This is a genomic window from Klebsiella oxytoca NBRC 105695, from assembly GCF_001598695.1.
Taxonomy (GTDB): Bacteria; Pseudomonadota; Gammaproteobacteria; order Enterobacterales; family Enterobacteriaceae; genus Klebsiella; species Klebsiella oxytoca.
Genome location: NZ_BCZK01000009.1, coordinates 12,833 through 35,273, shown reverse-complemented (window position 1 = coordinate 35,273; position 22,441 = coordinate 12,833). Strand labels below are relative to the sequence as shown.

Below are 22,441 nucleotides of genomic sequence, written 5' to 3'. Positions count from 1 at the left end.
TTAATCCTTTGTTTACGGCATGACGTTATGTATTACCCCAATTCCGCCATAGTCATTAATGAGCTTAAATGCAACTGGCGTAGAGGTTCCGCCTGAGGGAATAGCGTATGAACGGGTTGCACCTGGCGCGACGAATGTCACATCGTCTATCTTTACTGTTCCCACTTTTATTTCATTAAAATTCATATAGTACGGAGTGGGATTGGTGACCTGAAGTCGATCGCCCGTTCGCTGCCATCTGAGTTTATCCGCCTGTTCTTCAGGACTACTTTGTTTCAGCGCCGCGGGACGATAAATCAGCTTTATTCGTGTTTTCACGGCCACCTGTAAAGTATTATCCCGAGGCGTCACCGACGGAATAGATTTAATGTTTAGCCAGTACATTGATTCGCGATCTTGAGATAACTGTCCGGCCAGAATAATACGCATCACGTTCTGCTGATTTTTATCCAGCCGATAAAGCGGCGGCGTAATAATAAAAGGGGCTTTATTCCCACCCGGTATTGAAGGTTCGACCCAGGACTGGATGAGATAAGCCAGGCCGTCGGGATTGGTCACGCTCAATGAAGCCTCTTTTTTATCACCCGCATAGATCACCCGCGTCCCGCCGATAATCACCCCCGCGTAAGATGTTGAAGTAAGGGTTAAAAGCGCCACCGTCGCCACTGCGGTAAAAAACTTCATTGCACACTCCAGCGATAATCAGGGCCGAGCAGTGGCCCTGATTAACGTTCAAAAATTAGTTGTAGTTAACGGTAAAGTTGGCAACCGCATTTGCCGGACCGGCAGTAACAACTGCCTGAGTCGCCTGATAAGAGGCATAAAAATCAAGATTGTTATCAGCCGTGGTGACCAACGGGTAGCTATAGCTATTGACCTGATTTAGCCCTTGCAAACTTTTATCCGCCGTCATCAGCTTAATGGCGACGCCGCTTGCCGCAGCCGGCCCTTGGGTAATAGCTAAAAGATCGCTATTGTTTAAGTCATTGGCACCATCAAATTTCACCTTCGCTGAGTTAACGCTCGCCGGGCAGTTAATCAGCTTAATCGTGAATTTAGTTGCGTCAGACTCATCTCCTGTACTCTGGAATGAGGAGCGCGCCACGCGGCCCAAATCGACCGTCATCGTATTATTACTGCCGATATCTACGGTGCAGGCCTGGTCAAGAATTTCACCGGTAAAGTTAATGGTGCCATCAGCAGCGTGAGCGCCTGCCGCCGACAGAGCGGCGCTGATAGCAAATGTCGCCATGATTATTTTATTATTCATTTTGATACTCCTTAATTAATTTACTCTCGTTCCGCGGATAAAAACATGGCATCAAATTCGCCCGTCATCATTTCGCAGACGTTCCATTGCTTCATCATTTGTTTAGACAATAAATTATCCTTCCGGAGGCAATGCACAAGAACATACTTGTATTAAAATCTGCATTCAGGCGATATTGCCCTGTACAAATAGTGATATTAAAAAACCAACCTCATTGCTCCTGATTTAAATTTTGATATAAACCCACCCATTATCTCAAGTGATTTTTCGGTGTAATTTTACACCGCCTGAGATATTCACTCTCCGCTAGCGGTTGGCTCATAATTTCACTCTCAGTTGAATCAGCACATTGATGCCAGGCTATTCTTTTGGAGATATAAAAACGTGTCTGATAGTATAAACACAGTGAAAACAAGTATGTATGGGGCTTTATCTTTCAAACCAACGTCGCATATTGAAAATCTTATTACTCACCTCAAGCCCGGGTCTAACATATTTGAAACACATCCCAGACAAAAAATTAACTACGAGAATGATAGTTCTCGTAAATGTTACTTACTGCTCTCCGGCAGTATTGCGCTTTTTCGCACCCGGGATGGTTTTATGATGAACTCAGAGTCCGCGCCTTACGTTTTTGGCCTAAGCAATCAGCTGGCCGCAGCCGACTATCTTTATATGCAAACGATGGGGCCTTCTCGTATCGCCAGCCTGTCTTTATTTACCGCCAATACCATTATTGCCGAAAAAGACCTGTGGGAAAGCCTCGCGCATTTACTTATTTATACTGCCGGACGCGTTTACGATCACTGTACCCGCATTTCCGCACCAAGCTCATACGCGATTATCCGTTCACAATTATATGAGCTGATGCAGGAGTCCGCTGAGATTCGGCAGAGCATTACTGCGGCAAACTATATCCAGTCGCGGACATTTCTCTCTCGCAGCAGCATTATGAAAATCCTTGCCGAACTAAAAAAAGGCAGTTATATCACCACCGAACGCGGGATTTTGTTGCAGATCAAACAGGGAATCCCGTTGAAATACTGAAAGTTACGCCAAACTTGTGTCCTGTTGCCCAACGACTATCTTCTGCTAGATTTAATGTCATGGCAGATTAAACAGAATGTTCTATGGCTGCGCGCGATCGTCATATCGATATCAAAGTACCGTCACCTCATCTGACGCCTCTGCTTGCCGCGATAACCCACGATGAGGATTACCGCCTATGGAAAAAAAGCAGCAAACTTTTTTTCCGCCGTGGATCGCAACCTTTATGCCACTTCGTGCGTAAAGGCAGTGTGCTGATCGTGCGCAATGAAGATGCCTTCTCCCTCGGCATTCTTTCCGCCCCGCTGGCGTTGGGTTTTACCGTTCCACTGTCGGAACACCTTCATTTGCGTACGATGGCTGAATCTGAAATCGCTACGCTTCCCTATGAACAGGTGATGGCGATAGTCGAAGAAAAGCAGATTTGGGACCTGGTTGCTAAACACGTTATGTTTGTGACAAATAAAATTTTCATTTATAACGAGATGCTGACGGCGCCCACCAGCTTTGATATTTTGCGTTATCAGTTGCTGATGCTGATTCAGGAACCCGACGAAATCCGCGCCAGTACAGCCGCCTATCAGTATATTCTTGACCGTACTCGGTTATCACGCAGCAGTATTATGAAAATGCTCGCCGAATTAAAAAAAGGTCACTATATCCAGCTGGAAAATGGCAAACTCCTGGCCATACACCACCTACCTACCCGATTTTAAATACCGCAGCCGTTACTCAGCCCGATCTGGACTACGCGAAGGATTATTATTCGCCGGGACAAAACGCGGCAGCTGCGTCGTTAGCGCCAGACCGCCAATGCTGCCGATTTCTTTTTGCGCAAAATGCTGTATTATGCGAGTTATTGCAGCATTTTGCGGGGTCATAATAGTGCATAAAACGGCCAGACAAAAATACCTCATTGATATCCTTAGTGAAAAAGGCCAGGTCACCATCAGCGAACTGGTTGATAAACTGCAGGTATCTGCGGATACGCTGCGCCGCGATCTTAGCGACCTTGAAAAACAGGGGCTTGCCCAGAAAAACCACGGCGGTGCTATCGCGCTTAATCTCTCGATAATGAATCGCCAGAACCGCAATACGCTGCTGGCGGATACCAAGCAGCGGATCGGGAAAATGGTGGCGGAGAAGATCCCCGGCGGATCGACGCTGTTTCTTGATGCGGGTAGCACCGTACTGGCCGTCGCCGCATGGATACAGGGCCCGATGACGGTCATCACCACCTCATTGGATATTGCACAACACTTCAGCGATCGCGCGGATATTGAGCTGATTTTACTGGGTGGAAAATGGGACCGACAGCAGCGCCTGTTTGCCGGAAGCGCGACGGTATCTCTGCTGGAACGCTATCGGGCGGATATCGCGATCCTCGGCGCCTGCGCACTCCACGCCGATCTCGGCCTTAGCGCCAGCCAGGAAGCGGATGCTGAAGTCAAGCGCGCCATGCTGGCGGCCAGCGCAGAACACTGGCTGGTCGCCGATCATCTGAAACTGAATCACTGCGAGCCCTGGCTGGTTGCCGGGCTCGCCGACATCCATCAGCTCTTTCTCGACCGGCCATGGAAAGAATTGCAGGACAACGGCTCAACACAACTTAATATCGCTGAGACTAAATAACGCGGAGATGCTTATGAGTAACGCTAAGACTATTAATATTGCCCTGATTGGCTACGGCTTCGTCGGCAAGACTTTCCATGCGCCGCTGATTCAGTCCGTCGAAGGCCTGAATCTGGCGATTGTCGCCTCGCGCGATGAAGAGAAAGTCAAACGCGACTTGCCGGACGTCACCGTCATCGCATCGCCTGAAGCGGCGATTCAGCATCCGGAAGTCGATCTGGTCGTCATCGCCTCGCCTAACGCGACGCACGCTCCCCTTGCCCGTCTGGCTTTAAATTCCGGTAAACATGTCGTCGTCGATAAACCGTTTACCCTGGATATGCAGGAGGCCCGCGAACTGATTGCGCTGGCGGAGGAAAAACAGCGGGTGCTGTCGGTGTTCCATAACCGTCGCTGGGATAGCGACTATCTGGGAGTGAAGCAGGTTATCGAACAAGGGCTTATCGGCAAAGTGAAACATTTTGAGTCCCATTTCGACCGATTCCGCCCGGAAGTACGTGTCCGCTGGCGGGAGCAGAACGTACCGGGAAGCGGCCTGTGGTTTGATTTAGGTCCGCACCTGATCGACCAGACGCTACAGCTATTCGGTCTGCCTCAGTCGGTCCAGGGAAATATCGCTACCCTGCGTGAAGGCGCGGAAATCAACGACTGGGCGCATGTGGTCCTCAACTATCCGCAACATAAAGTCGTTCTGCACTGCAGCATGCTGGTGGCAGGTGGGGTGGCGCGCTTTACCGTTCATGGCGATAAAGGCAGCGTCGTTAAACAGCGCGCTGATCGGCAGGAGAGCCAGCTGCTGGCGGGGGTGACGCCGGGGAGCCAGGAGTGGGGCCAAGACGACGATAGTCTGGTCCTGTACGATGCAGACCTGCAGTCACGTGAAATCAGCGCCCCGCAAGGGGATCAGCGCCAGTACTATATTCACGTCCGCGATGCGCTGACCGGCAAAATCAACAATCCGGTATCGCCGTTAGAGGCGCTGGCGGTAATGGCTGTGCTGGAAGCCGCGGTAAAATCGGCCGAGAGCGGAACGACGCAAACCTTAGCGCTGACCGCAGAGGAACTGGCGGGTCTGAAGTAAGCGCTGCGCTAGCTGTCTGATGGCGGATTCCCGGGTCGGTGCGCCTGCATCGGTTCCGGGAAAGTTCTCTTCGCTGGCTTCCGGCGTTACGCTGACCGGGGTATCCGAGAGGGCTTGTTGGCGACAGCGTGCGGCAGCGAATAAAGCGCCCGTTCATACTGGCTTACAGTTTGACCCGCAGCAGGTCGCTGAACCGGGTGGTGTAGGCTGGAGACAGCCTGTGCCGTTTCATCTCCCAACTACGCGTAATCCCCTGCCCGGCAAACCAGAGCCGACCTTTTTCACGCCGATTCACAAAATCAAGCACCTCCATCAGCTGTTCGCTGTTGGCGCGCGGGCGATAGTCATCAAACAGGCCTAACTGGGCCACGCCCCGGCTAAAGAAATCACCCAGCATCACACCGCACTTTTGATATCGGTGTCCCTCCCGCCAGATAGTCTCCAGGCATTTTACCGCTGCGGCAACGATATCCCGGCTATCCTGAGTCGGAATGTGAATTTCTGTCCCGGCATCGTTACCGTAATAGACGTCATTGCCGGCGAAAGGACTGGTTTTCAGGAATACCGAAACATAGCGGCAATACTGATGCTGCGCGCGCAGCCTTTCCGCCGCGCGTACCGCATGGCTGCATATGGCTTCGCGCATCGGCCCATATTCGCTTACCTTCTGACTGAATGAACGCGAACTAATGATTTGCTGTTTCGTGGGCATATACTCTTCAAGTTCAAGGCAGGACTCACCTCGTAGCTCACGCACGGTGCGTTCCATCACCACGCTGAAATGTTTTCTGATGAGGGAAGCGGGCATTTCGGCAAGTTCAAGGGCCGTGGTAATTCCCATATCATTCAGCTTTTTCGCCATGCGCCGCCCCACCCCCCAGATTTCGCCGACGGCAACCTTCGCCAACAGTTTCCTCTGCCTGGCTTGTAAAGAGAGATCGACAACACCCTCGAATTTTGGCCATCTTTTGGCCGCATAATTAGCCAGCTTGGCCAGCGTTTTCGTCGGCCCGATCCCGACCCCGACCGTCAATCCTGTACACTGCAGCAGCGTACTTCGCACGTGGCGCCCGAATGCTTCAAGCTCCTCAGTGCGATGGATGCCGCTGAGATTCACAAACGCTTCATCAATGGAATATTGATACACCGCGGGAGACAGCTCCTCAAGAAGGGTCATAACGCGCTGGGACATATCGCCATAAAGCGCATAGTTGCTGCTAAATACCGCCACCTGATGACGCTCAAACTGTGATTTCATTTTGAAATACGGCGCGCCCATCGGGATCTCCAGCAGTTTAGCCTCGTGATTCCTCGCGATTACGCAGCCGTCGTTATTGCTTAACACCACCACGGGGCGCCCACGTAAATCAGGACGAAAGACCATTTCACAGCTGGCATAAAATGAATTCACATCGACCAGAGCAAACATCAGCGCAGCCTGTTGATGCTGAAAGTGACTACGCCAAAAATCTCCAGCTCTTCACCGTCGTTGTGCAGCACAATCGGCGGAAAATCCGGATTCATCGGCAGCAGTTGCATCGTAGGGTGCGTACACAGGCGTTTAACCGTGTATTCGCCGCCGATAGCGGCAATGATGATATCACCATGCTTCGCCTTCAGGCCGCGATCCACCACCAGCAACGTACCTTCATAAATGCCGGCATCTACCATCGACATGCCGGTCGCCATAACAAAATAGGTTGCCGCAGGATGGCTGATACAAAGCTCATTGAGGTCTATCCCCTTCTCGATGTAATCCTGCGCCGGGCTGGGAAAGCCGCACGACACAAGGTCGCTAAACATCGGAATCGACAAGATTTCACGCATTTCAGCCGGTTTACTGAACATCATAATAATCCTCTCACACCAATACTGTATTTATATACAGTATTAATTTTTCAGCCGAGTTTATCAAGCCGCCCGGCAAACATTGAGGCGAAAACATAAAAAGACGTAAAATTCTGCCTGAGACCATGACTGTCGCAGGCAGGCCACTTCCGGACCTACGTAATCCAGATGGTTTTGCACTGCGCGCTGGAAATTTCCTCAATTTGGGAGGAGGATAGAATCCGTAGATGCGCTCTTTGCACATAACCTGCTGTTGTCCACCCGACATACTGAACTGGAGATTCATATGTATTACACGTTAGGAGATAAGACTCTCCACTTTTATCGTTATCAGTGCCGCTTTTATGTTGCCCACTGGGATGGCGGCCATGTGATGACGGAGAAGTTCAAGCCGTTTGTTGCTTCTATCACCGAGAAAACGGGCATTGATGCAAAGAACGTTGAGGCGGCGGCGCGGGACTACTTCAATAACGTTGATTGAGAATATACTTAATACCATCGCTATCGGCTCAGCCATAGCGATGATTTCCGTGGGCAAACGGCAGAAGTTCAGGCAATAGTCATGTCACGGTAACGTAAAATAAAGGCTGTAAGCTAAACCCCGGATCCCACCAGCGCTAAAACGAGGTGAAGAGATGGCCATGTTAAAAGCCAGCAATCTGGAACAGGCAAAGCAGCTACTGCAGTCCGACGATACCGTTAAAATAGAACTGGATTTCGAGCTCGACTCCGATGAGTTCTTTAATTTTGCTATTGAGTACTGTACACATGGAGCAAAGCTTACGCGAGTTGGCGATCGCTTCGTAATTTCACGGAAAATAAAGTAGTCTGCGCGTTAACCTCCTGCCATTCACAGCGTCACAGAGGCCGTCGATTGATGTATCTGTGATGCTCTCAGACACAAGAAATATCTGCATAAATTGCCATGAAAAATTAATGCAGCGCGCATTTTCGTTAATCAGAGAGGAATAAGGTAGCTACGGTTACTCACCGAGGGTTAAAACGTGAAAAAACGACTAATCTGCTGTCTGTTCGGCGAAACGGCAGGTATTATTGCCCGAAGGATGCAAAAAATAGCCGATGACCGACAATGCGATCGCTTAATCAGCGCCGTTGGGGTTGAAAACTTCTTTAGCATCGCCCCCGCCGTTGATGGCGTTCTGATCGCGCCACATATTCAGTATAAAATTGCCGAATTTATTGCTGCGTTGCATTTACCTCAAGAAATTGCTGTTATTGAAAGCTTGCCCTACGCTACATTTGATGGCGAAAAGATCCTCAATTTCGCGCTGAATACAATGCCGCGTGCTCTGGTTTAGTCTGAAAGTCCTGGCCACAAGAACCCGTGGACACACGGGTTCCTGCGGAGCCAATTATCTGAAGGGCGCATCCAGAGGCACTTCGGCGTCAGGCTGGTGAGTAATGCGGTTGCGAAGGTCGCGACGAATCATCTCAATCGCCCAGAACCAAAAAATATGCCCCACTAACTCCGAAATATACTCATCTGCAGGAATATTCAATAAGGAAGGCGTCAGGCCCAGTAACGGAAATGAGATCCAGTGAACGGCAATGGTAGCAACAATCCCTGCCCACGCCCCCTGCCATAATTTGACTTTCGGAAAGATTTCAGCAACAACGCAATATCCCACCGCAAACACCAGAGAGAATATAATATGCGTCACCATAACCGGATTAATGATATGCTCGGAAAAAGTATATACCGTATGCGTGGGGTCAATTCCCAGATAGTCGCGCAAGAAAAGATACGGCGGATTAAACTCATCCCTGCCACCGGAAAAGGTTCGAGGGGGTAAAGGAACTTCCGCACCCCATTTAACGAACGCAGACATAATCCCTGCAACCACCCCGACAAATAGCGCTACGCCATAACGGCGCCTTTCCGGTTGTGTCTGAATAAAAAACTCTTTAATCGCCATATTAATCACCATTAATCCATTACATTTATTTTTCTTATCTCATTTTTAATGGCATTACGGGCAGGCAACATTGATCAAGATCACACTTTTCCGGATGCCGGTGCTACCAGTTATGTACTGTAATTATGGCCATAATGCTTTCGCCTGCGAATCGTAAGCGATTTTTTTACACAAAAAAGCCGCCCGCAGGCAGCTTAGTGACAAAAGGGTGACAATATTGAATAATTTAAGATTAATGGCCCCTTTCAGGGCCGCCAGGTTACTTGCGTAACTCGAGCGATGCCGAGTTTCTGGCAATATGCGGGGCGATATTATCGAATGTAATCATTGCCGATTTACAAAAAATGCATTTCGCGCCAAACGGATTTTTTTCAGACACATCGTAAGTCGATGTTCTGTACTGTGACCCATGACAGCATGGGCACCTGAAATGAATGTGGTCAATCATGATGTTAGCCTCTTTTTGCTACAACATTCTCTACCGCAGGAACATTCACAGAAATCACCTTCCCGGCTTTCTGTTACAGCGTCAACGCGCTGCTCTGAATGGTTGAGAATAACAATGACTCATTGTCATTACTTCTGATAGATGCCTCTGAAGCTTAGTCCAGATTGAGCTCTATTACTGCACCAGCGATTTTTTAATGTTGTTGTTTGCTTAATTTGCCCTCAGGGCACGTAATGTTCGGTAAATTTCAATAAAAAGTTGCGTGCTTTCAGGATAGCGATATCTCTTTTGCACTTTTTCACGCTAAACGGCGGTACTAAAACTACCACTTTGCTATCACCGTTCGCGTCAGCTTCTGAACTTGTCTACTCGGGCTTAGACCGTCATCGTTGTCGCAGGTTCAAAAAACTTAACACTATTGGCTTCACAGAATTAATTAATAACGAAAAGGAGACTCTAAAGAAGGATTATCGATGGATAACGCTTGAGATGAGAACTGCTTTACTACTCGTTTCATTACTGGATCTGTGGAGTAAATCAACCATCTATTGATCGCACAAAAGTAGTTTGATAGCAAGTTTTATTTTGATCGCGTGGCGGAAGCAAGGTTACGGCGCTCACATAATCGCGGCCTAATGGCCCGGATATTAACGCCCTGAATAGCGATTATTCGTCAGTGACCGCCTGCTGTAACAGCGCTTTACTCCACGCATAGAACGCCCGTACCGAAGGAGGAAGGTATCTGTTTTGCGGATAAACCAGCGAAAGGGGCAAAGCAGAAGAGAAGTTCTCCAGACAGGAGACCAGCGCGCCGCTGCGCAGGTACGGCTTAGCCAGATAGCTGGCAACCCGAATGAGCCCAAACCCTTGTATTCCGGCCTGAATGTAGGCATCCGTATCGTCGACGACCAGCGTCTCTTTCATGCGAAGGGCATAATCCCCCTCAGCAAGCGAAAAATGCCACTCGATACTCCGACCGGTACGGTGGTTCAGGTAGCCAACGGCGCGATGCTGTTCCAGTTGGTCAAGAGTTTCCGGCTGACCATGAGCGGCAATATAGTCTGGAGAAGCGAGAATCGCCCAGCGAAAGCTGGCAAGCGGTCGGGCAACCAAAGTGGTCGAATCGTCGATTCTGCCCGTTCGTATCGCGCAGTCATACCCTTCCTGAATAATATCTTCTACGTCATCGCTTGAACAAATCGTGATATCCAGACCGGGATATTGCTGCAGAAATTCCGGCAGCCCTGGGATAATACAATGTCGGGCAAGGGACTGCGGCATACCCACTTTAAAGCGTCCTCTGGGCTGCGCAAATCTACCGGGGAAAGAGGACTCCAGGGTGGCGATCTCAGCCAGAAGCCTTTTGCACTCTGTATAATAACTGTGGCCGTCTACCGTCACGCTAAGCTTACGGGTGGTACGCTGTAAAAGCTGAATTCCCAGGTATGCTTCAAGCTCTTTAATCACCCGCGATACCGTTGAGCGCGGCAGCCCCAGCACTTCAGCCGCTCTGGCGAACCCGTGTGAATCCACCACGCAAACATAGACCTGCATTGATTCCAGCTTATCCATTTTGCCCCTTCACCCACGCGATTGTTCCATATTTGCGAACAGTTTAACCCAATGTTGAGTCCTTATCGAATGTAGCTGATCGACCTAAACTTCCGTAAACCCAATCGATAGTGTGATCTGATCAGTAAGGAGTCAGAATGAGAGAATCTCATATTAATGCAGGTGAAAAGGTATTAGTGCTGGGAGCGGGACAGTTGGGCGCAGCCGTACTCAGCTCATTAATCCCGGCGGTCAAGCGACAAAATGGTACCGTCGCGGTTATCGTGTCGCCAGGATCGTGGGGCGATCGGGGGGAGTTGCTTTCTGCTAGCCATCAACAACTGGCGGCGGCGGGGGCAGAATTTATTGCCTGCGACGTAGCCGCTGGTACGGTTGCATCGTTAACGGGCCCGTTTGCAGAGTTTGATACCATCATCAACTGCATGGGATTTATTGCTGGCACAGGAACCCAGATAAAGATTACCCGTGCGGTACTGGAGGCCGGAGTGAAGCGCTATTTTCCCTGGCAGTTTGGCGTAAATTACGATGTAGTCGGAAAAGGCAGCGGTCAACCCGTCTGGGACGAACAGTATGATGTCAGAACATTATTACGGGAACAAATCGCCACAGAATGGGTGATTATTTCGACCGGTATGTTTACCAGTTTTCTTTTCGAGCCTGCCTTCGACGTGGTGAATTTATCGCAAAATACGATTAATGCCCTCGGCAGCTGGGATACCCTGGTTACCGTAACAACACCCGCGGATATTGGCCGTCTGACCACCGCGATTTATTTGCAACAACCGCGGGTGAGAAATGACGTTATCTTTATCGCCGGAGAAACCACTTCCTATAGAAAACTGGCGGACACCGTTGAGCGGGTAACTCAAAAATGCTTTTCAAAAAAGGTACTCACTTTGCCCACTCTACTGGAACAACTACGTTCAAACCCGGACGATGGAATGCTTCGCTATCGCGCAGCTTTTGCCAGGGGAGACGGTATGTGGTGGCCAATGAATAAAACGTGGAATGCACAAAATAATATACCTACCCAGGATATTGCCTCATGGCTCAAAAGTAGTATTTATTAAACGCCACGGTCGTCCCGAAGAAGTCGCAACAATGGTCGCGGGGCTGGCAGGCCCGAAAGCCTCGTTCGTAACAGGAGCCATGCAGACCATTGACGGCGCGTTTGGTGCGTGATGCCATGACGGGGTTTGGCAACCGCGAGATCCCGTCATGATTTTGTTGCGTCGGTTTTCAGCCTACGGCTAACTCGTTCACAACACTGGCGGCGCTTTTGATGCTGCGGATAGTGCCGATCCCCGTACCGAGTGAGATATAGCCTTCATCAGCATTCCCCTCCAGCATGCCAATACGCAAGCCACGCAATCCCCCCATTGCTCTGCCGAGCTCTTCATGACTTGCGCCGGCCTTATCCATTGCGACCAAAGTTTCAGCGAGCCTGCCCGGCAGGGAGCGATAGTAGTGCGGCTGCGTGCGGAACAGCAGCAAATCAAGACCGTTGGCGGCAATAATTCTGTTTTTAATCGACAGCGGTACCCTGCTCTCTTCCGTTCCGATAAACACCGAACCGGCAAATACCCCTTCTGCGCCTAATGCGTGCGCCGCTCTGGCGGTGCGGTTATCAGTAATACCACCCGCAGCCATTAGCGGAATATTTTTCACCGCATCGGCAATCAGCGGCACGATTGAAAAAGTACCCAGCGCGGTGCCCGGCAAGGTTCCCCCTTCATCAAAACCGGTCGCGACAATGATATCGGCGCCGGCCTCTTCAGCAAGACGAGTATTTTCAGGCGTTGGATTGATATCGCGATAAATAATAGCAATGCCCGCCTGTTTAAGTTCATTAAATAACGACGGTATGATCGCCCCTTCACCGTAGCCGGTATAAACCACAGCGCTGACGCCCTCTTCTTTAATTACCTGCAGAATGGGTGGAGTCCAGATGTCATTGTCTGGAGAGGGGATCAGGTTTACACCAAAAGGCTTTTCGGTCAGTTGCTTAGTTTTACGAATCTCTTCGCGCATTTTTTCAGCGGTTTCTTCGGGCGTTGATACCGCAGTCGCGGCGGTTAATCCGGCATTAGGGCCAAGTACGCCAAGTCCCCCGGCATTGCTGACTGCGGCGACTAGACGGGCATCGGTCAACCAGGAGAGAGGGCCCTGAATCACCGGTTTTTCAATATGCAGGATCTGGCAGATACGGTTAGTTTTCATAATGGATTATCCTTCGCAGTGGCGCTACGGCGCGGGTCGTTTTTGCTGGAAGGAGTGTATGACGTTAGATTATTTAGAAAAATAGCTAAAAAAGTTCATCACTATTATAAAATTGATAACAATATCTACTCTGGCATCAGGCAAAAGAATCCAGCCATGCAATTAAATCTCTTTGAATCTATAAGAATTTTTATTGAAATTGTCGAATCAGGCAGCTTTACTCAGGCAGCAGAAAACCTGCAAGTTCATCGCCCCGCCGTGACGAAAGCCTTACAGCTGCTTGAGCAGCACTGCGGTACGCGTTTGCTGCAGCGAACCACGCGTCGCATTAGCCTGACGCCTGACGGGGAAACGTTTTATCACCGGAGTAAACCTTTACTCTCCCAGGCGGATGAGCTGCTGGAGTCTTTTGGCGCCGATCGCGTACTGCGCGGCCAGCTGCGGGTTGATATGCCCATCGCTTTTGCAACTTTACTGGTTGTCCCCAGGCTTCCTGATTTTTATCGCCAGCATCCTGACCTCGAAATCATTCTTAGTAGCTCAGATCGCCGGAGAGATATGCTGCGCGATGGTCTTGACTGCCTGCTCCGCGTCGGGGAACTGGATGACGGAGACTATATCGCCCGTAAGCTGGGCAATATTAAAATGACGACCTGCGCCAGCCCGGCCTATATTGCCCGCTACGGCGCGCCGAACACGCTGGAGGATTTACAGCAGCATCAGGCGATCAACTGGATTAACAGCAACAGCCGACAAAGCATGCCGTGGACGTTTACCACGCCAGAAGGCCCCGTTGAAATGACGCTTCCCGGTAAGCTGGTCGTGGATAACTCAGAAACCTATTTATCTGCGGGGCTGGCAGGCCTGGGATTAGTCCAGGGGATGAACGTGTTTTTACAGCCTTATCTCGACCGGGGGCTGTTAGTGGAAGTCTTACCCGACAATCCTACCCCCGATCGCAAACTGTCACTTTTGTATCCGCACCGCCATCTTTCCCGCAAAGTTCGGGTGTTTACCGAATGGTTAGAGAGCTTATTGTGAAAAACAAATTTAATACCGTCCTCCTGGGTGAAATTAACAGGATTAATTCACAGCAGGACAGGCGTGCCGTCAGTAAACCTTCGCCAGGCCATAGGCTCTGCGATGGCTGGCGGCGGCACGACAGCGGATACTCATTCCGGAAAGATTAATGCGTTCAGGACGTGATCCTGCCAGATACCATTAATTTTCAGATAAGAGTGCGCATAGCCCTCTTGCACAAAACCCAGACTTTTAAGGGTATTGCTGCTCCGCACGTTATCAGGCAGATGGTTGGCCATGATCCTGTGTATCCCGTAATTCTCACGCACGTACCGAATCGCCTGCTCTAACGCTTCGCGCATCAGGCCCTTTCCCTGGCAGGCGCGATCGAGGGAAAAGCCCAGATAGCATGCCTGAAAAACGCCGAAGACAAAGTTAGTGAAGTTGATACTGCCGATGATTTGCGGTTCATTTTTGAGGGTGAAAACCAGCATCAGGCTACGTTTTTCGTCATACTCTCTGCGCGCGCTGCTGATTCTTTGCGCAATAGTGTCTAACGTAAAATAGTCGTCATTTCGCAAGGGTTCGAATGGCGCAAGGTGAGAACGGTTTTCCAGCAAATAATCCTGTAAATGCCGTGCATGGTCGGGCGCCAGTAAACAGATATCGGTGCGCTCCGTAGATAATAACTTCATCGCTTAGCCCTACTAACATGTTGGGCGATGATTATAGGAACTGGCGCAAAAATTAACAAATACAACCACAGCATTTAACATTAAAACCACATACCCTTATTTCTCTAATAACTTCGCATTCGGCGCTGCGCCGGTCACTGACCGCCGCGGCCACCGCTCCTCTCCTCATGCCCGTCTCCCGTATCAGGCATCCTCGTGCCTGCTCAAGTACGCAATGTATCTATCACAGCCCGCAGCGCGGGGGAGACGTTGCGATGAGGATAATAGAGAAAAGAGCCTTCCAGCCGCTGGCTGTAACGCTGCAGGACTCTGATAAGCGCGCCCCGCTCCAGGTCGTCGGCGACCAGCTCCTGCGGAACATAGGCCAGGCCCAGTCCCAGGCGGGCGGCTTTCGCTTCCATATAGCTGTCGGCAAAAGCCCACTGCCCCTGAGGCCGGTGGGTAATTTTTTTACCCTGCTCATTCAGCTCCCAGGCATAAAGGCTACCGTCGCCAAACTGGTAAGCGATACAGGGATGGACGACCAGATCCGCTGGCGTTTGCGGGAAACCGTAGCGGCGAAAATGCTCGGGCGTGCCGACAACGGCCATCTCCATATCGGGCGAAATGCGCACTGCGACCATGCCGCCGCCGACCTCCGGCCCAAGACGCACCCCGGCATCAAACCGCTCTGCAATAATATCGACAAACCGACTTTCGCTAATAAGTTCCAGCCGGATATCAGGATAGCGCTGCTTGAACACCGCCAGCTTCGGCAGAAGGACTTTATCAATCGCGTGCTGGCTGGCGTTAATGCGGACGGTGCCGGAAGGCGTGTTGCGATAATACGCCAGAGTGGAAAGCCCCGAATCCAATGCATCAAAGCCCGCTTCTACCGTTCGATAGAGCTGCTCGCCAGCCTGGGTAAGTGAAAGTTTACGGGTCGTGCGCACCAGAAGCTGTACGCCGAGCCTTTCTTCAAGTTCGCGTACGGCGCGGCTGACGCCGGATTGCGCCAGCCCAAGCCGCTGCGCGGCGGCGGTAAAGCTCCCTTCCCGCACCACCAGCATGAAAAGGTAAAGATCGTTATAGTTTTCCCGCCTCGCCATCATTCTCCCCGCTACCGTTTCGCTATTTATCACAATTTGATATGAATCTTAGCACTTTCCCCCCGCTAATCAGCACTCTGACTGCTAACTATAATCAGCGCACTGCAACAAAGCACAGCAGCGTTGTCCGTATGAAACCTGTATCAGGAACCTGTTTTAGGGGAAATATTGATGAAAGCGTTCACCAGAAAACTGACGGCCGTCATGCCAGCCATGCTGCTATGCGCATCATTAAGTGGAGTAACAACCATGAGCTATGCCGATACAACCAATCCGAACGCGCCCGTTTCGCTGATCGAAACCTGGGACAAAACCTTTACGAAAAGCGCGAAAGTCGATCACCGCAAGGTGACCTTCCAGAACCGCTACGGGATCACCCTGGTCGGCGATCTCTACATCCCTAAAGATCGCGGCGAGCGCAAGCTGGCGGCGATTGCCGTAAGCGGCCCCTTCGGCGCGGTGAAAGAGCAGTCCAGCGGGCTGTATGCCCAGACCCTGGCAGAACAGGGCTTTGTCACCCTCGCCTTCGATCCTTCGTACACGGGGGAAAGCGGCGGTCATCCGCGTAACGTCGCCTCGCCGGATATCAATACTGAGGATTTCAGCGCGGCGGTGGATTTTTTAGGATTGCAAAACGAAGTGGATCGCAACCGAATCGGCCTGCTCGGCATCTGCGGCTGGGGCGGCATGGCGCTGAACGATGCCGCGATGGATACCCGCGTCAAAGCGGTGGCCACCAGCGTTATGTACGATATGAGCCGCGCGATGGGCCATGGCGTTGGCGACGGTAAAGATCGTTATACCACCGCCGATCGCCGCGCCGTACTGCAATATCTGAACGCGCAGCGCTGGAAAGATGCGGAAAACGGTACCTTCGCACCGGGCGGACATGACATTTATGTCGATGAGAAAGGCAACGCCAGCGCGGGCGATCGTATCCTGCCGGAAACCCTGCCAGCCAACCCGAACCCGGTATTGAAAGAGTTCTTTGATTATTACCGCATGCCGCGCGGTTTCCACGCCCGCTCCGTCAACTCAACCGGCGCGTGGAACGCGACCATGCCGCTGTCGTTTATGAATATGCCGCTGCTGAGCTATGCCAATGAAGTCACCATCCCGACGCTGATCGTAACCGGTGAAAATGCCCACTCACGCTATTTTGCCGAAGACGCTTTCAAGGCTATCGGCAGTAAAGAGAAAGAGCTGGTCATTGTCCCCGGTGCGAACCATGTCGATCTGTATGATAATGCGGCCGGTAAAATCCCGTTTGCCAGATTTGAACAGTTCTTCAAAACCAGCCTGAGATAACGCCCCCGAGCCGCCCGTCTTTGCGGGCGGCTGACCCTCGCGCCCATGACTTTTCACCGCCTTTTTTGCCGCTATTCCATGCCAGGCGTCCTTTGCGGCAGGGCCTGAATCTGGCCGAAAAAATATCCAGAGATGTCCATCATGTCCATATTGAGTCGTAATACACCACACCCTCAACCCCCCGCCCACTGGGGCGGCGTCTTTGCCATGACGCTGTGCGTTTTTGTCCTTATCGCTTCCGAATTTCTGCCGGTCAGCCTGCTGACGCCGATTGCCAGAGAGTTAAATATCACCGAGGGGCTGGCAGGCCAGGGCATTGCAATTTCCGGCGCCCTGGCGGTGCTGACCAGCCTGACCATCTCTGACCTTGCCGGCAGTCTGAATCGTAAATATCTCCTGCTGGGGCTGACGGTGCTGATGGCGGCGTCGGGAATGATTGTTGCCCTCGCCCACAACTATGCGGTTTATATGGCGGGAAGAGCCCTGATTGGCGTCGTTATCGGTGGCTTCTGGTCCATGTCGGCGGCCACCGCTATCAGACTGGTGCCGGCGCACCAGGTTCCCCGTGCGCTGGCGATTTTCAACGGCGGTAACGCGCTGGCAACCGTCGTAGCGGCGCCGCTTGGCAGCTACCTGGGAGCCACCGTCGGCTGGCGCGGCGCTTTTTTCTGCCTCGTGCCGCTGGCGATAGCTGCATTCATCTGGCAGTGCGTCAGCCTGCCAGCGATGGAAAGCGCCACAGCGAGTCGGCCACGCGGTGCTTTGCTTCGTCTGTTCAGCCGCCCCATCGTCGCCATCGGCCTGCTGGCCTGCGGACTTTTCTTTATGGGCCAGTTTGCCTTATTTACCTACGTGCGGCCATTTCTGGAAACGGTAACCCATATCAGCGCCTCAGGTCTGTCACTGATTCTGCTCGCTATCGGCGTCGCGGGTTTTATCGGCACTCTGTGCGTTTCGACGCTCCTCAACGCCCGGTTTTATCAGACCTTAATCACCCTCCCGTTGCTGATGGCGGCGATTGCCGCAACGCTGCTTCTGGTCGGCCACCACGTCTGGCCCGTTGCCGTACTGTTAAGCTTATGGGGAATGCTGGCGACGGCGGCGCCAACCGGCTGGTGGACCTGGATAGCGCGGACCCTGCCCAATGATGCCGAGGCGGGTGGCGGCCTGATGGTCGCCGTCATTCAGCTGTCGATCGCGCTGGGTTCAACTGCTGGAGGTTGGGCATTCGACCGCCTGGGGTGGCAAAGCGCGTTTGGCTTAAGCGGCATTTTGCTGCTTGCCGCGGTGGGTATGACTTTGCTCACCAGCCGTCAACCGGCGAAATAAGCTCACTGAATCCGATACGAGCAGCGGAGTTTTCTCGTCGCGGGTAATGCGTATAATGCGGCTTGCATTCACGCTGAAAAATAACCGCGGCTCATATTATGCATCTCAACCGGTGTTGCTGGCTGCTACTGTTCTTCGCAGCGATCGGTAGCTTTTTTACCTCCTGGCCCTTTGCTGTCTGGCTGCTGCTGATTAACGTACTGACGCTGGTGATTTATGGCGTGGATAAAATGGCGGCGCGCAGGGCCTGGCGTAGAGTGCCAGAGGCCACTTTACTGACATTTGGCCTGTTGGGCGGCTGGGCTGGCGCGATAGCGGGCCAAAGGCTGTTCCGCCACAAAACGCAGAAGCAGCCGTTCAGGACCTGGTTCGTCATCAGTACGATGGTCAGCATCGCAGGGATGGCGGCGATTTATGGGTTGTATGCTTTTTCCGCTCACTGAGCGATGGCAACGCTGGCGGCGGGTAAACGGGGCAAGCCATTCAACCCGCCGCTATTCGTAGTATATTATTGAGAGTATTGTTGATTATCAGGTGTACCTTATGACCTACTCCATCGGTGAATTTGCGCAGCTTTGCGGCATTAACGCGACCACGCTTCGCGCCTGGCAGCGTCGCTACGGCCTCCTTAAGCCACAGCGTACCGATGGCGGCCATCGTCTGTACAGCGATGACGATATTCAGCAGGCGCTCAAAATTCTCGACTGGGTCAAAAAAGGGGTGCCGGTCAGCCAGGTCAAGCCCCTGCTGGCCCGTCCCGGCGCGCGACGGACAAATAACTGGCTCACCTTGCAGGAAAGCATGCTGCAGCGACTGAAAGAGGGAAAAATCGAATCACTGCGCCAGCTGATTTACGACGCCGGTCGTGAATATCCCCGCCCCGAGCTGGTCACCGAAGTGCTGCGCCCGCTGCGTAGCCAGGTTTCCGCCAATGTCCCGGCAATCATGACGCTGCGCGAAATCCTCGATGGCATCATTATCGCCTATACCTCCTTTTGCCTCGAAGGGGACAAAAAAGCGCCCGGCGATAACTATCTGATCACCGGCTGGCACCTGACGGACGCCTGCGAAATCTGGCTTGAAGCGCTCAAGCGCACCGGCAAGGGTCACCGCATCGACGTCCTTCCCACCCCTCCCGCAACCCTTGCACCGGAGATCCTGCCAGAACGCAAATGGCTGCTGGTGACGACCGGTAAACTCTCGCCTGCCCGGCAGAGGCAGATTGAACGCTGGCAGCAGCAGGTTGTCTCGCTGGAGATTGTCGCGCTGTAATGGCATGCGCCACACCCCGTGGCGCAGCGAACAGGTCCCTCAGTATCGCCCCAACAAAAATCCCCCTTTGCTTTTTCGTGCAACTTTTTCGCACCCGCTCGCAGACGCCTCTTTTCTCGCTAACGCCTCCAGAACCACGCATCAAAGTTTCAATAATAACCACATGATAAATAACAACAATAAAAAATATTTTCACCAAAACTTGGACAAATATTATTAATTGTGTAAGTTTTAACTATGCCACATTGTTTACTCAGGAAGTGACCTATGCGTCCCTCGTCGTCCGCCATCAGTCGTTTTAGCGCGTACTATGCCACGCTGGATACCCAGCCGCCCTCAGCGCTGGCCGAGCTGTACCATGCCCATGCCGTGCTGATCGATCCTTTTGGCCAACATCAGGGACTGGCCGCAATCCAGGATTACCTTTCACACCTGCTGGCTAACGTGGATCACTGCCGTTTCACCCTCGATGCCCCGCTCTGCGCCGGTCAACGCTTTGCCGTCGCCTGGACCATGCACTGGTCGCATCCGCGGCTTGCCGGCGGAGCGGCGCTAGAGCTTGCGGGATGTTCAACGGTCACCATTGAGGACGAACGCATTATTCATCAGCGTGACTACTACGACGCCGGAGAGATGCTGTATGAACATCTTCCCCTGCTGGGATCGGCGGTGCGCGGCGTCAAGCGGAGGGTGCGGAAATGATGACTGTTCTGATCACCGGCGCCAGCTCCGGCATTGGCGCCGGGCTCGCCAGATCCTTTGCTGCGGATGGTCATCTTGTCATTGCCTGCGGCCGCGATCCGTCTCGTCTGGCGGCGCTACAGCAGCACAGCCCCAACATCCGCGTTCTCTCATTCGATATGACGGACAGGGATGCCTGTCGCCAGACGCTCGCCAACTGCCGCGCCGATTGGGTCATTCTCTGCGCCGGGACCTGCGAGTACCTCGATCGCGGCATGGTTGATGCCGGGCTGGTTGAAAGAGTCATCACCACCAATTTTCTCGGGCCGGTGAACTGCCTGGCAGCGCTTCAGTCGCAGCTGTCAGCCGGGAATCGCGTGGTGCTGGTGAGCTCGATGGCGCACTGGCTGCCCTTTCCACGGGCCGAGGCCTATGGCGCATCGAAAGCGGCGCTAACCTGGTTTGCCAACAGTCTGCGCCTGGACTGGGAGCCACGAGGGATCGCCGTCACGGTCGTTTCGCCTGGGTTTGTTGATACCCCACTAACGCGTCAGAACGATTTTTCAATGCCTGGACAGGTGAGCGTGGAGCAGGCGGTGAAAGCCATTCGCCGCGGCCTGGCGAAAGGTCACGATCGTATTGCCTTCCCGACTGGCTTTTGTTTGCTTCTGCGCCTGCTGGCCGGGCTTCCTGAAAGTCTTCAACGCAAGCTGTTACGCAGGATGGTACGGTCATGAAAATCGCGATTATTGGCAGCGGGATTGCCGGGCTGACCTGCGCATGGCGTCTTGCCGCGCAACACCAGGTAACCCTGTTCGAAGCTGCATCCACGCCGGGAGGGCACACCGCAACGGTGGATATCGCCACGCCGCAGGGTACGTGGGCCATCGATACCGGATTCATTGTGTATAACGATCGCACCTATCCGCACTTTATCGGCCTGCTGAGCGAGCTGGGGATCCGCGGCCAAAAAACGCAAATGAGCTTTTCGGTCCATAACCCGCAGAGTGGCCTGGAGTATAACGGTCATAGCCTGAGTTCGCTTTTCGCCCAGCGACGCAATCTGCTTAAGCCGGCCTTCTGGGGTCTGCTGAGAGAAATCGTCCGTTTTAATCGGCTGGCGAAGCAGGCTCTGGGAGGCGCGTTCGACCCGGCCGCCACGCTACAGACCTTCCTCGAGCGCCACCGCTTTAGCCCTTTTTTTGCGCGCCACTACATTCTGCCGATGGGGGCCGCTATCTGGTCTTCGTCGCTACAGGAGATGCGTCGCTTCCCGCTGGCGCTGTTCTTACGCTTCTTTGATAATCACGGCCTGCTGGATATCCGCCAGCGTCCGCAGTGGTACGTGGTGCCCGGCGGCTCGCGCGAATACGTCCGCGCCCTGCTTGTCCGGTCTGGCGATCGCCTGAGCCTCCGCCTCAATACGCCGGTGCAAAACGTTATCCGCGGTCAGGATGGCGTGACGTTGCAACTGGCAACGGGAGAGGAGCATTTCGATCAGGCGATCTTCGCCTGCCATTCGGCCGATGCGCTGGCCATGCTGGCGGAACCCACCGTCGCCGAACGCGAGATTCTGGGCGATATCGGCTGGCAGCGCAACGAGGTGGTTCTGCACAGCGATCCCCGCTGGCTGCCGGTGCGTAAGCGCGCCTGGGCCAGCTGGAACTATCGCCTGAGCGAGCAGGATCAGGCCAGCGCCTGCGTCACCTACAACATGAATATTCTTCAGGGCCTGCCTGCCGACGCCCCGCTGTTCTGCGTCACCCTCAATCCGCCGACGCCGGTGGACCCGCGCTTCGTCTGGAAACGTATGGTCTATGAACATCCGTTGTTTAATCCACAAAGCGGGTCGGCTCAGCTGCGGCGCGAGGAGATCAACGGCCGCCAGCGGAGCTGGTTCTGCGGCGCGTACTGGTATAACGGCTTCCATGAAGATGGCGTGCGCAGCGCCCTCGATGTGGTCAACGGCATCGCCGCGACGGAGAATCGCTGA

The 22,441-nt window shown here is 52.9% G+C and carries 26 protein-coding genes and 1 pseudogene; 17 read left to right on the top strand and 10 right to left on the bottom strand.

Annotated elements, in window-relative coordinates:
* Window positions 1-12: 12 nt before the first annotated feature.
* Complete coding sequence (locus KO1_RS16315) at window positions 13-684, bottom strand: fimbrial biogenesis chaperone (RefSeq protein WP_016807754.1); 672 nt, start codon at window positions 682-684, stop codon at window positions 13-15.
* Window positions 685-739: 55 nt separating this feature from the next.
* Complete coding sequence (locus tag KO1_RS16310) at window positions 740-1,270, bottom strand: fimbrial protein (RefSeq protein WP_024274079.1); 531 nt, start codon at window positions 1,268-1,270, stop codon at window positions 740-742.
* Window positions 1,271-1,687: 417 nt separating this feature from the next.
* Here KO1_RS16310 and KO1_RS16305 point away from each other — a divergent pair, with 417 nt between their 5' ends.
* The 4 genes from KO1_RS16305 (at window position 1,688) to KO1_RS16290 (ending at window position 5,030) form a co-directional block, all read left to right on the top strand.
* On the top strand, window positions 1,688-2,317 hold the full coding sequence (locus KO1_RS16305; RefSeq protein WP_032734669.1) for a winged helix-turn-helix transcriptional regulator: 630 nt from the start codon (window positions 1,688-1,690) through the stop codon (window positions 2,315-2,317).
* An 83-nt stretch (window positions 2,318-2,400) separates the two neighbouring features.
* Window positions 2,401-3,033 (top strand): winged helix-turn-helix transcriptional regulator, encoded by a 633-nt coding sequence (locus KO1_RS16300; protein ID WP_004101576.1) that lies wholly within the window; start codon window positions 2,401-2,403, stop codon window positions 3,031-3,033.
* A gap of 169 nt (window positions 3,034-3,202) precedes the next feature.
* Window positions 3,203-3,949 carry a DeoR/GlpR family DNA-binding transcription regulator gene (locus KO1_RS16295; RefSeq protein ID WP_024274078.1) on the top strand — a complete coding sequence of 249 codons (747 nt, stop codon included), beginning with the start codon at window positions 3,203-3,205 and terminating at the stop codon, window positions 3,947-3,949.
* Window positions 3,950-3,962: 13 nt separating this feature from the next.
* Entirely contained in the window at window positions 3,963-5,030 is a 1,068-nt protein-coding gene (locus KO1_RS16290) for an oxidoreductase (protein ID WP_017146018.1), read from the top strand.
* Window positions 5,031-5,193: 163 nt separating this feature from the next.
* Here the strand turns inward: KO1_RS16290 and umuC are convergent, their stop codons facing one another.
* Together umuC and umuD are read right to left on the bottom strand one after the other, a co-directional pair.
* A complete protein-coding gene (gene umuC / locus KO1_RS16285) occupies window positions 5,194-6,459 on the bottom strand; it encodes a translesion error-prone DNA polymerase V subunit UmuC (protein ID WP_023320845.1) in 1,266 nt (421 codons plus the stop codon).
* Window positions 6,459-6,881, bottom strand: a complete 423-nt coding sequence (gene umuD / locus KO1_RS16280; RefSeq protein WP_023320844.1) for a translesion error-prone DNA polymerase V autoproteolytic subunit — start codon at window positions 6,879-6,881, stop codon at window positions 6,459-6,461. The genes umuC and umuD overlap by 1 nt, the downstream gene beginning before the upstream one ends.
* A 283-nt stretch (window positions 6,882-7,164) precedes the next feature.
* On the opposite strand from umuD, the gene KO1_RS16275 reads away from it, so the two are divergent.
* The 3 genes from KO1_RS16275 (at window position 7,165) to KO1_RS16265 (ending at window position 8,197) form a co-directional block, all read left to right on the top strand.
* Window positions 7,165-7,359, top strand: coding sequence for a hypothetical protein (locus KO1_RS16275; protein ID WP_004101565.1), 195 nt, complete (start codon window positions 7,165-7,167; stop codon window positions 7,357-7,359).
* Between the two features lie 154 nt (window positions 7,360-7,513).
* Window positions 7,514-7,705, top strand: a complete 192-nt coding sequence (locus tag KO1_RS16270) for a hypothetical protein (protein ID WP_004112572.1) — start codon at window positions 7,514-7,516, stop codon at window positions 7,703-7,705.
* Between the two features lie 177 nt (window positions 7,706-7,882).
* On the top strand, window positions 7,883-8,197 hold the full coding sequence (locus tag KO1_RS16265) for a PTS sugar transporter subunit IIB (RefSeq protein ID WP_017146020.1): 315 nt from the start codon (window positions 7,883-7,885) through the stop codon (window positions 8,195-8,197).
* Between the two features lie 54 nt (window positions 8,198-8,251).
* On the opposite strand, the gene KO1_RS16260 is transcribed toward KO1_RS16265, so the two are convergent.
* The 3 genes from KO1_RS16260 to KO1_RS16255 all read right to left on the bottom strand — a co-directional run bounded on the left by KO1_RS16260 (window position 8,252) and on the right by KO1_RS16255 (window position 10,835).
* Window positions 8,252-8,815 carry a YagU family protein gene (locus tag KO1_RS16260; protein WP_004112567.1) on the bottom strand — a complete coding sequence of 188 codons (564 nt, stop codon included), beginning with the start codon at window positions 8,813-8,815 and terminating at the stop codon, window positions 8,252-8,254.
* Between the two features lie 259 nt (window positions 8,816-9,074).
* The gene (gene ymcF, locus KO1_RS27395) at window positions 9,075-9,263 is read right to left on the bottom strand and encodes a cold shock small protein YmcF (RefSeq protein ID WP_004101558.1); all 189 of its coding nucleotides are present in this window, start codon (window positions 9,261-9,263) and stop codon (window positions 9,075-9,077) included.
* A gap of 666 nt (window positions 9,264-9,929) precedes the next feature.
* A complete protein-coding gene (locus KO1_RS16255) occupies window positions 9,930-10,835 on the bottom strand; it encodes a LysR family transcriptional regulator (RefSeq protein ID WP_024274077.1) in 906 nt (301 codons plus the stop codon).
* Window positions 10,836-10,972: 137 nt separating this feature from the next.
* Here KO1_RS16255 and KO1_RS16250 point away from each other — a divergent pair, with 137 nt between their 5' ends.
* Both KO1_RS16250 and KO1_RS28225 read left to right on the top strand, forming a co-directional pair.
* On the top strand, window positions 10,973-11,905 hold the full coding sequence (locus KO1_RS16250) for an aromatic alcohol reductase (protein ID WP_024274076.1): 933 nt from the start codon (window positions 10,973-10,975) through the stop codon (window positions 11,903-11,905).
* A pseudogene (locus KO1_RS28225) lies at window positions 11,901-12,017 on the top strand (oxidoreductase); the annotation flags it as partial. The gene KO1_RS16250 and the pseudogene KO1_RS28225, both read left to right, overlap by 5 nt.
* A gap of 57 nt (window positions 12,018-12,074) precedes the next feature.
* On the opposite strand, the gene KO1_RS16245 reads toward KO1_RS28225, so the two are convergent.
* A complete protein-coding gene (locus KO1_RS16245; protein ID WP_023320841.1) occupies window positions 12,075-13,055 on the bottom strand; it encodes an NAD(P)H-dependent flavin oxidoreductase in 981 nt (326 codons plus the stop codon).
* A 156-nt stretch (window positions 13,056-13,211) separates the two neighbouring features.
* On the opposite strand from KO1_RS16245, the gene KO1_RS16240 reads away from it, so the two are divergent.
* A complete protein-coding gene (locus KO1_RS16240) occupies window positions 13,212-14,096 on the top strand; it encodes a LysR family transcriptional regulator (protein ID WP_024274075.1) in 885 nt (294 codons plus the stop codon).
* 131 nt (window positions 14,097-14,227) lie between these two features.
* Here KO1_RS16240 and KO1_RS16235 read toward each other — a convergent pair whose 3' ends face one another.
* Window positions 14,228-14,770 (bottom strand): GNAT family N-acetyltransferase, encoded by a 543-nt coding sequence (locus KO1_RS16235; RefSeq protein WP_004101547.1) that lies wholly within the window; start codon window positions 14,768-14,770, stop codon window positions 14,228-14,230.
* Between the two features lie 203 nt (window positions 14,771-14,973).
* Window positions 14,974-15,858 (bottom strand): LysR family transcriptional regulator, encoded by an 885-nt coding sequence (locus tag KO1_RS16230; protein ID WP_004101545.1) that lies wholly within the window; start codon window positions 15,856-15,858, stop codon window positions 14,974-14,976.
* A gap of 171 nt (window positions 15,859-16,029) precedes the next feature.
* Here KO1_RS16230 and KO1_RS16225 point away from each other — a divergent pair, with 171 nt between their 5' ends.
* The 7 genes from KO1_RS16225 (at window position 16,030) to KO1_RS16195 (ending at window position 22,441) form a co-directional block, all read left to right on the top strand.
* Complete coding sequence (locus KO1_RS16225) at window positions 16,030-17,166, top strand: alpha/beta hydrolase (RefSeq protein WP_016807767.1); 1,137 nt, start codon at window positions 16,030-16,032, stop codon at window positions 17,164-17,166.
* A gap of 141 nt (window positions 17,167-17,307) precedes the next feature.
* Window positions 17,308-18,495, top strand: a complete 1,188-nt coding sequence (locus KO1_RS16220; protein WP_023320840.1) for an MFS transporter — start codon at window positions 17,308-17,310, stop codon at window positions 18,493-18,495.
* Between the two features lie 98 nt (window positions 18,496-18,593).
* Window positions 18,594-18,938 carry a DUF1294 domain-containing protein gene (locus KO1_RS16215; protein ID WP_023320839.1) on the top strand — a complete coding sequence of 115 codons (345 nt, stop codon included), beginning with the start codon at window positions 18,594-18,596 and terminating at the stop codon, window positions 18,936-18,938.
* Between the two features lie 100 nt (window positions 18,939-19,038).
* Window positions 19,039-19,767, top strand: a complete 729-nt coding sequence (locus KO1_RS16210) for a MerR family transcriptional regulator (protein ID WP_004101537.1) — start codon at window positions 19,039-19,041, stop codon at window positions 19,765-19,767.
* A gap of 267 nt (window positions 19,768-20,034) precedes the next feature.
* Window positions 20,035-20,469: a nuclear transport factor 2 family protein gene (locus KO1_RS16205; protein ID WP_004101535.1), complete on the top strand. Its 435-nt coding sequence runs from the start codon at window positions 20,035-20,037 to the stop codon at window positions 20,467-20,469.
* Complete coding sequence (locus tag KO1_RS16200; protein ID WP_004101533.1) at window positions 20,466-21,185, top strand: SDR family NAD(P)-dependent oxidoreductase; 720 nt, start codon at window positions 20,466-20,468, stop codon at window positions 21,183-21,185. The genes KO1_RS16205 and KO1_RS16200 overlap by 4 nt, the downstream gene beginning before the upstream one ends.
* On the top strand, window positions 21,182-22,441 hold the full coding sequence (locus KO1_RS16195; RefSeq protein ID WP_017146024.1) for an NAD(P)/FAD-dependent oxidoreductase: 1,260 nt from the start codon (window positions 21,182-21,184) through the stop codon (window positions 22,439-22,441). The genes KO1_RS16200 and KO1_RS16195 overlap by 4 nt, the downstream gene beginning before the upstream one ends.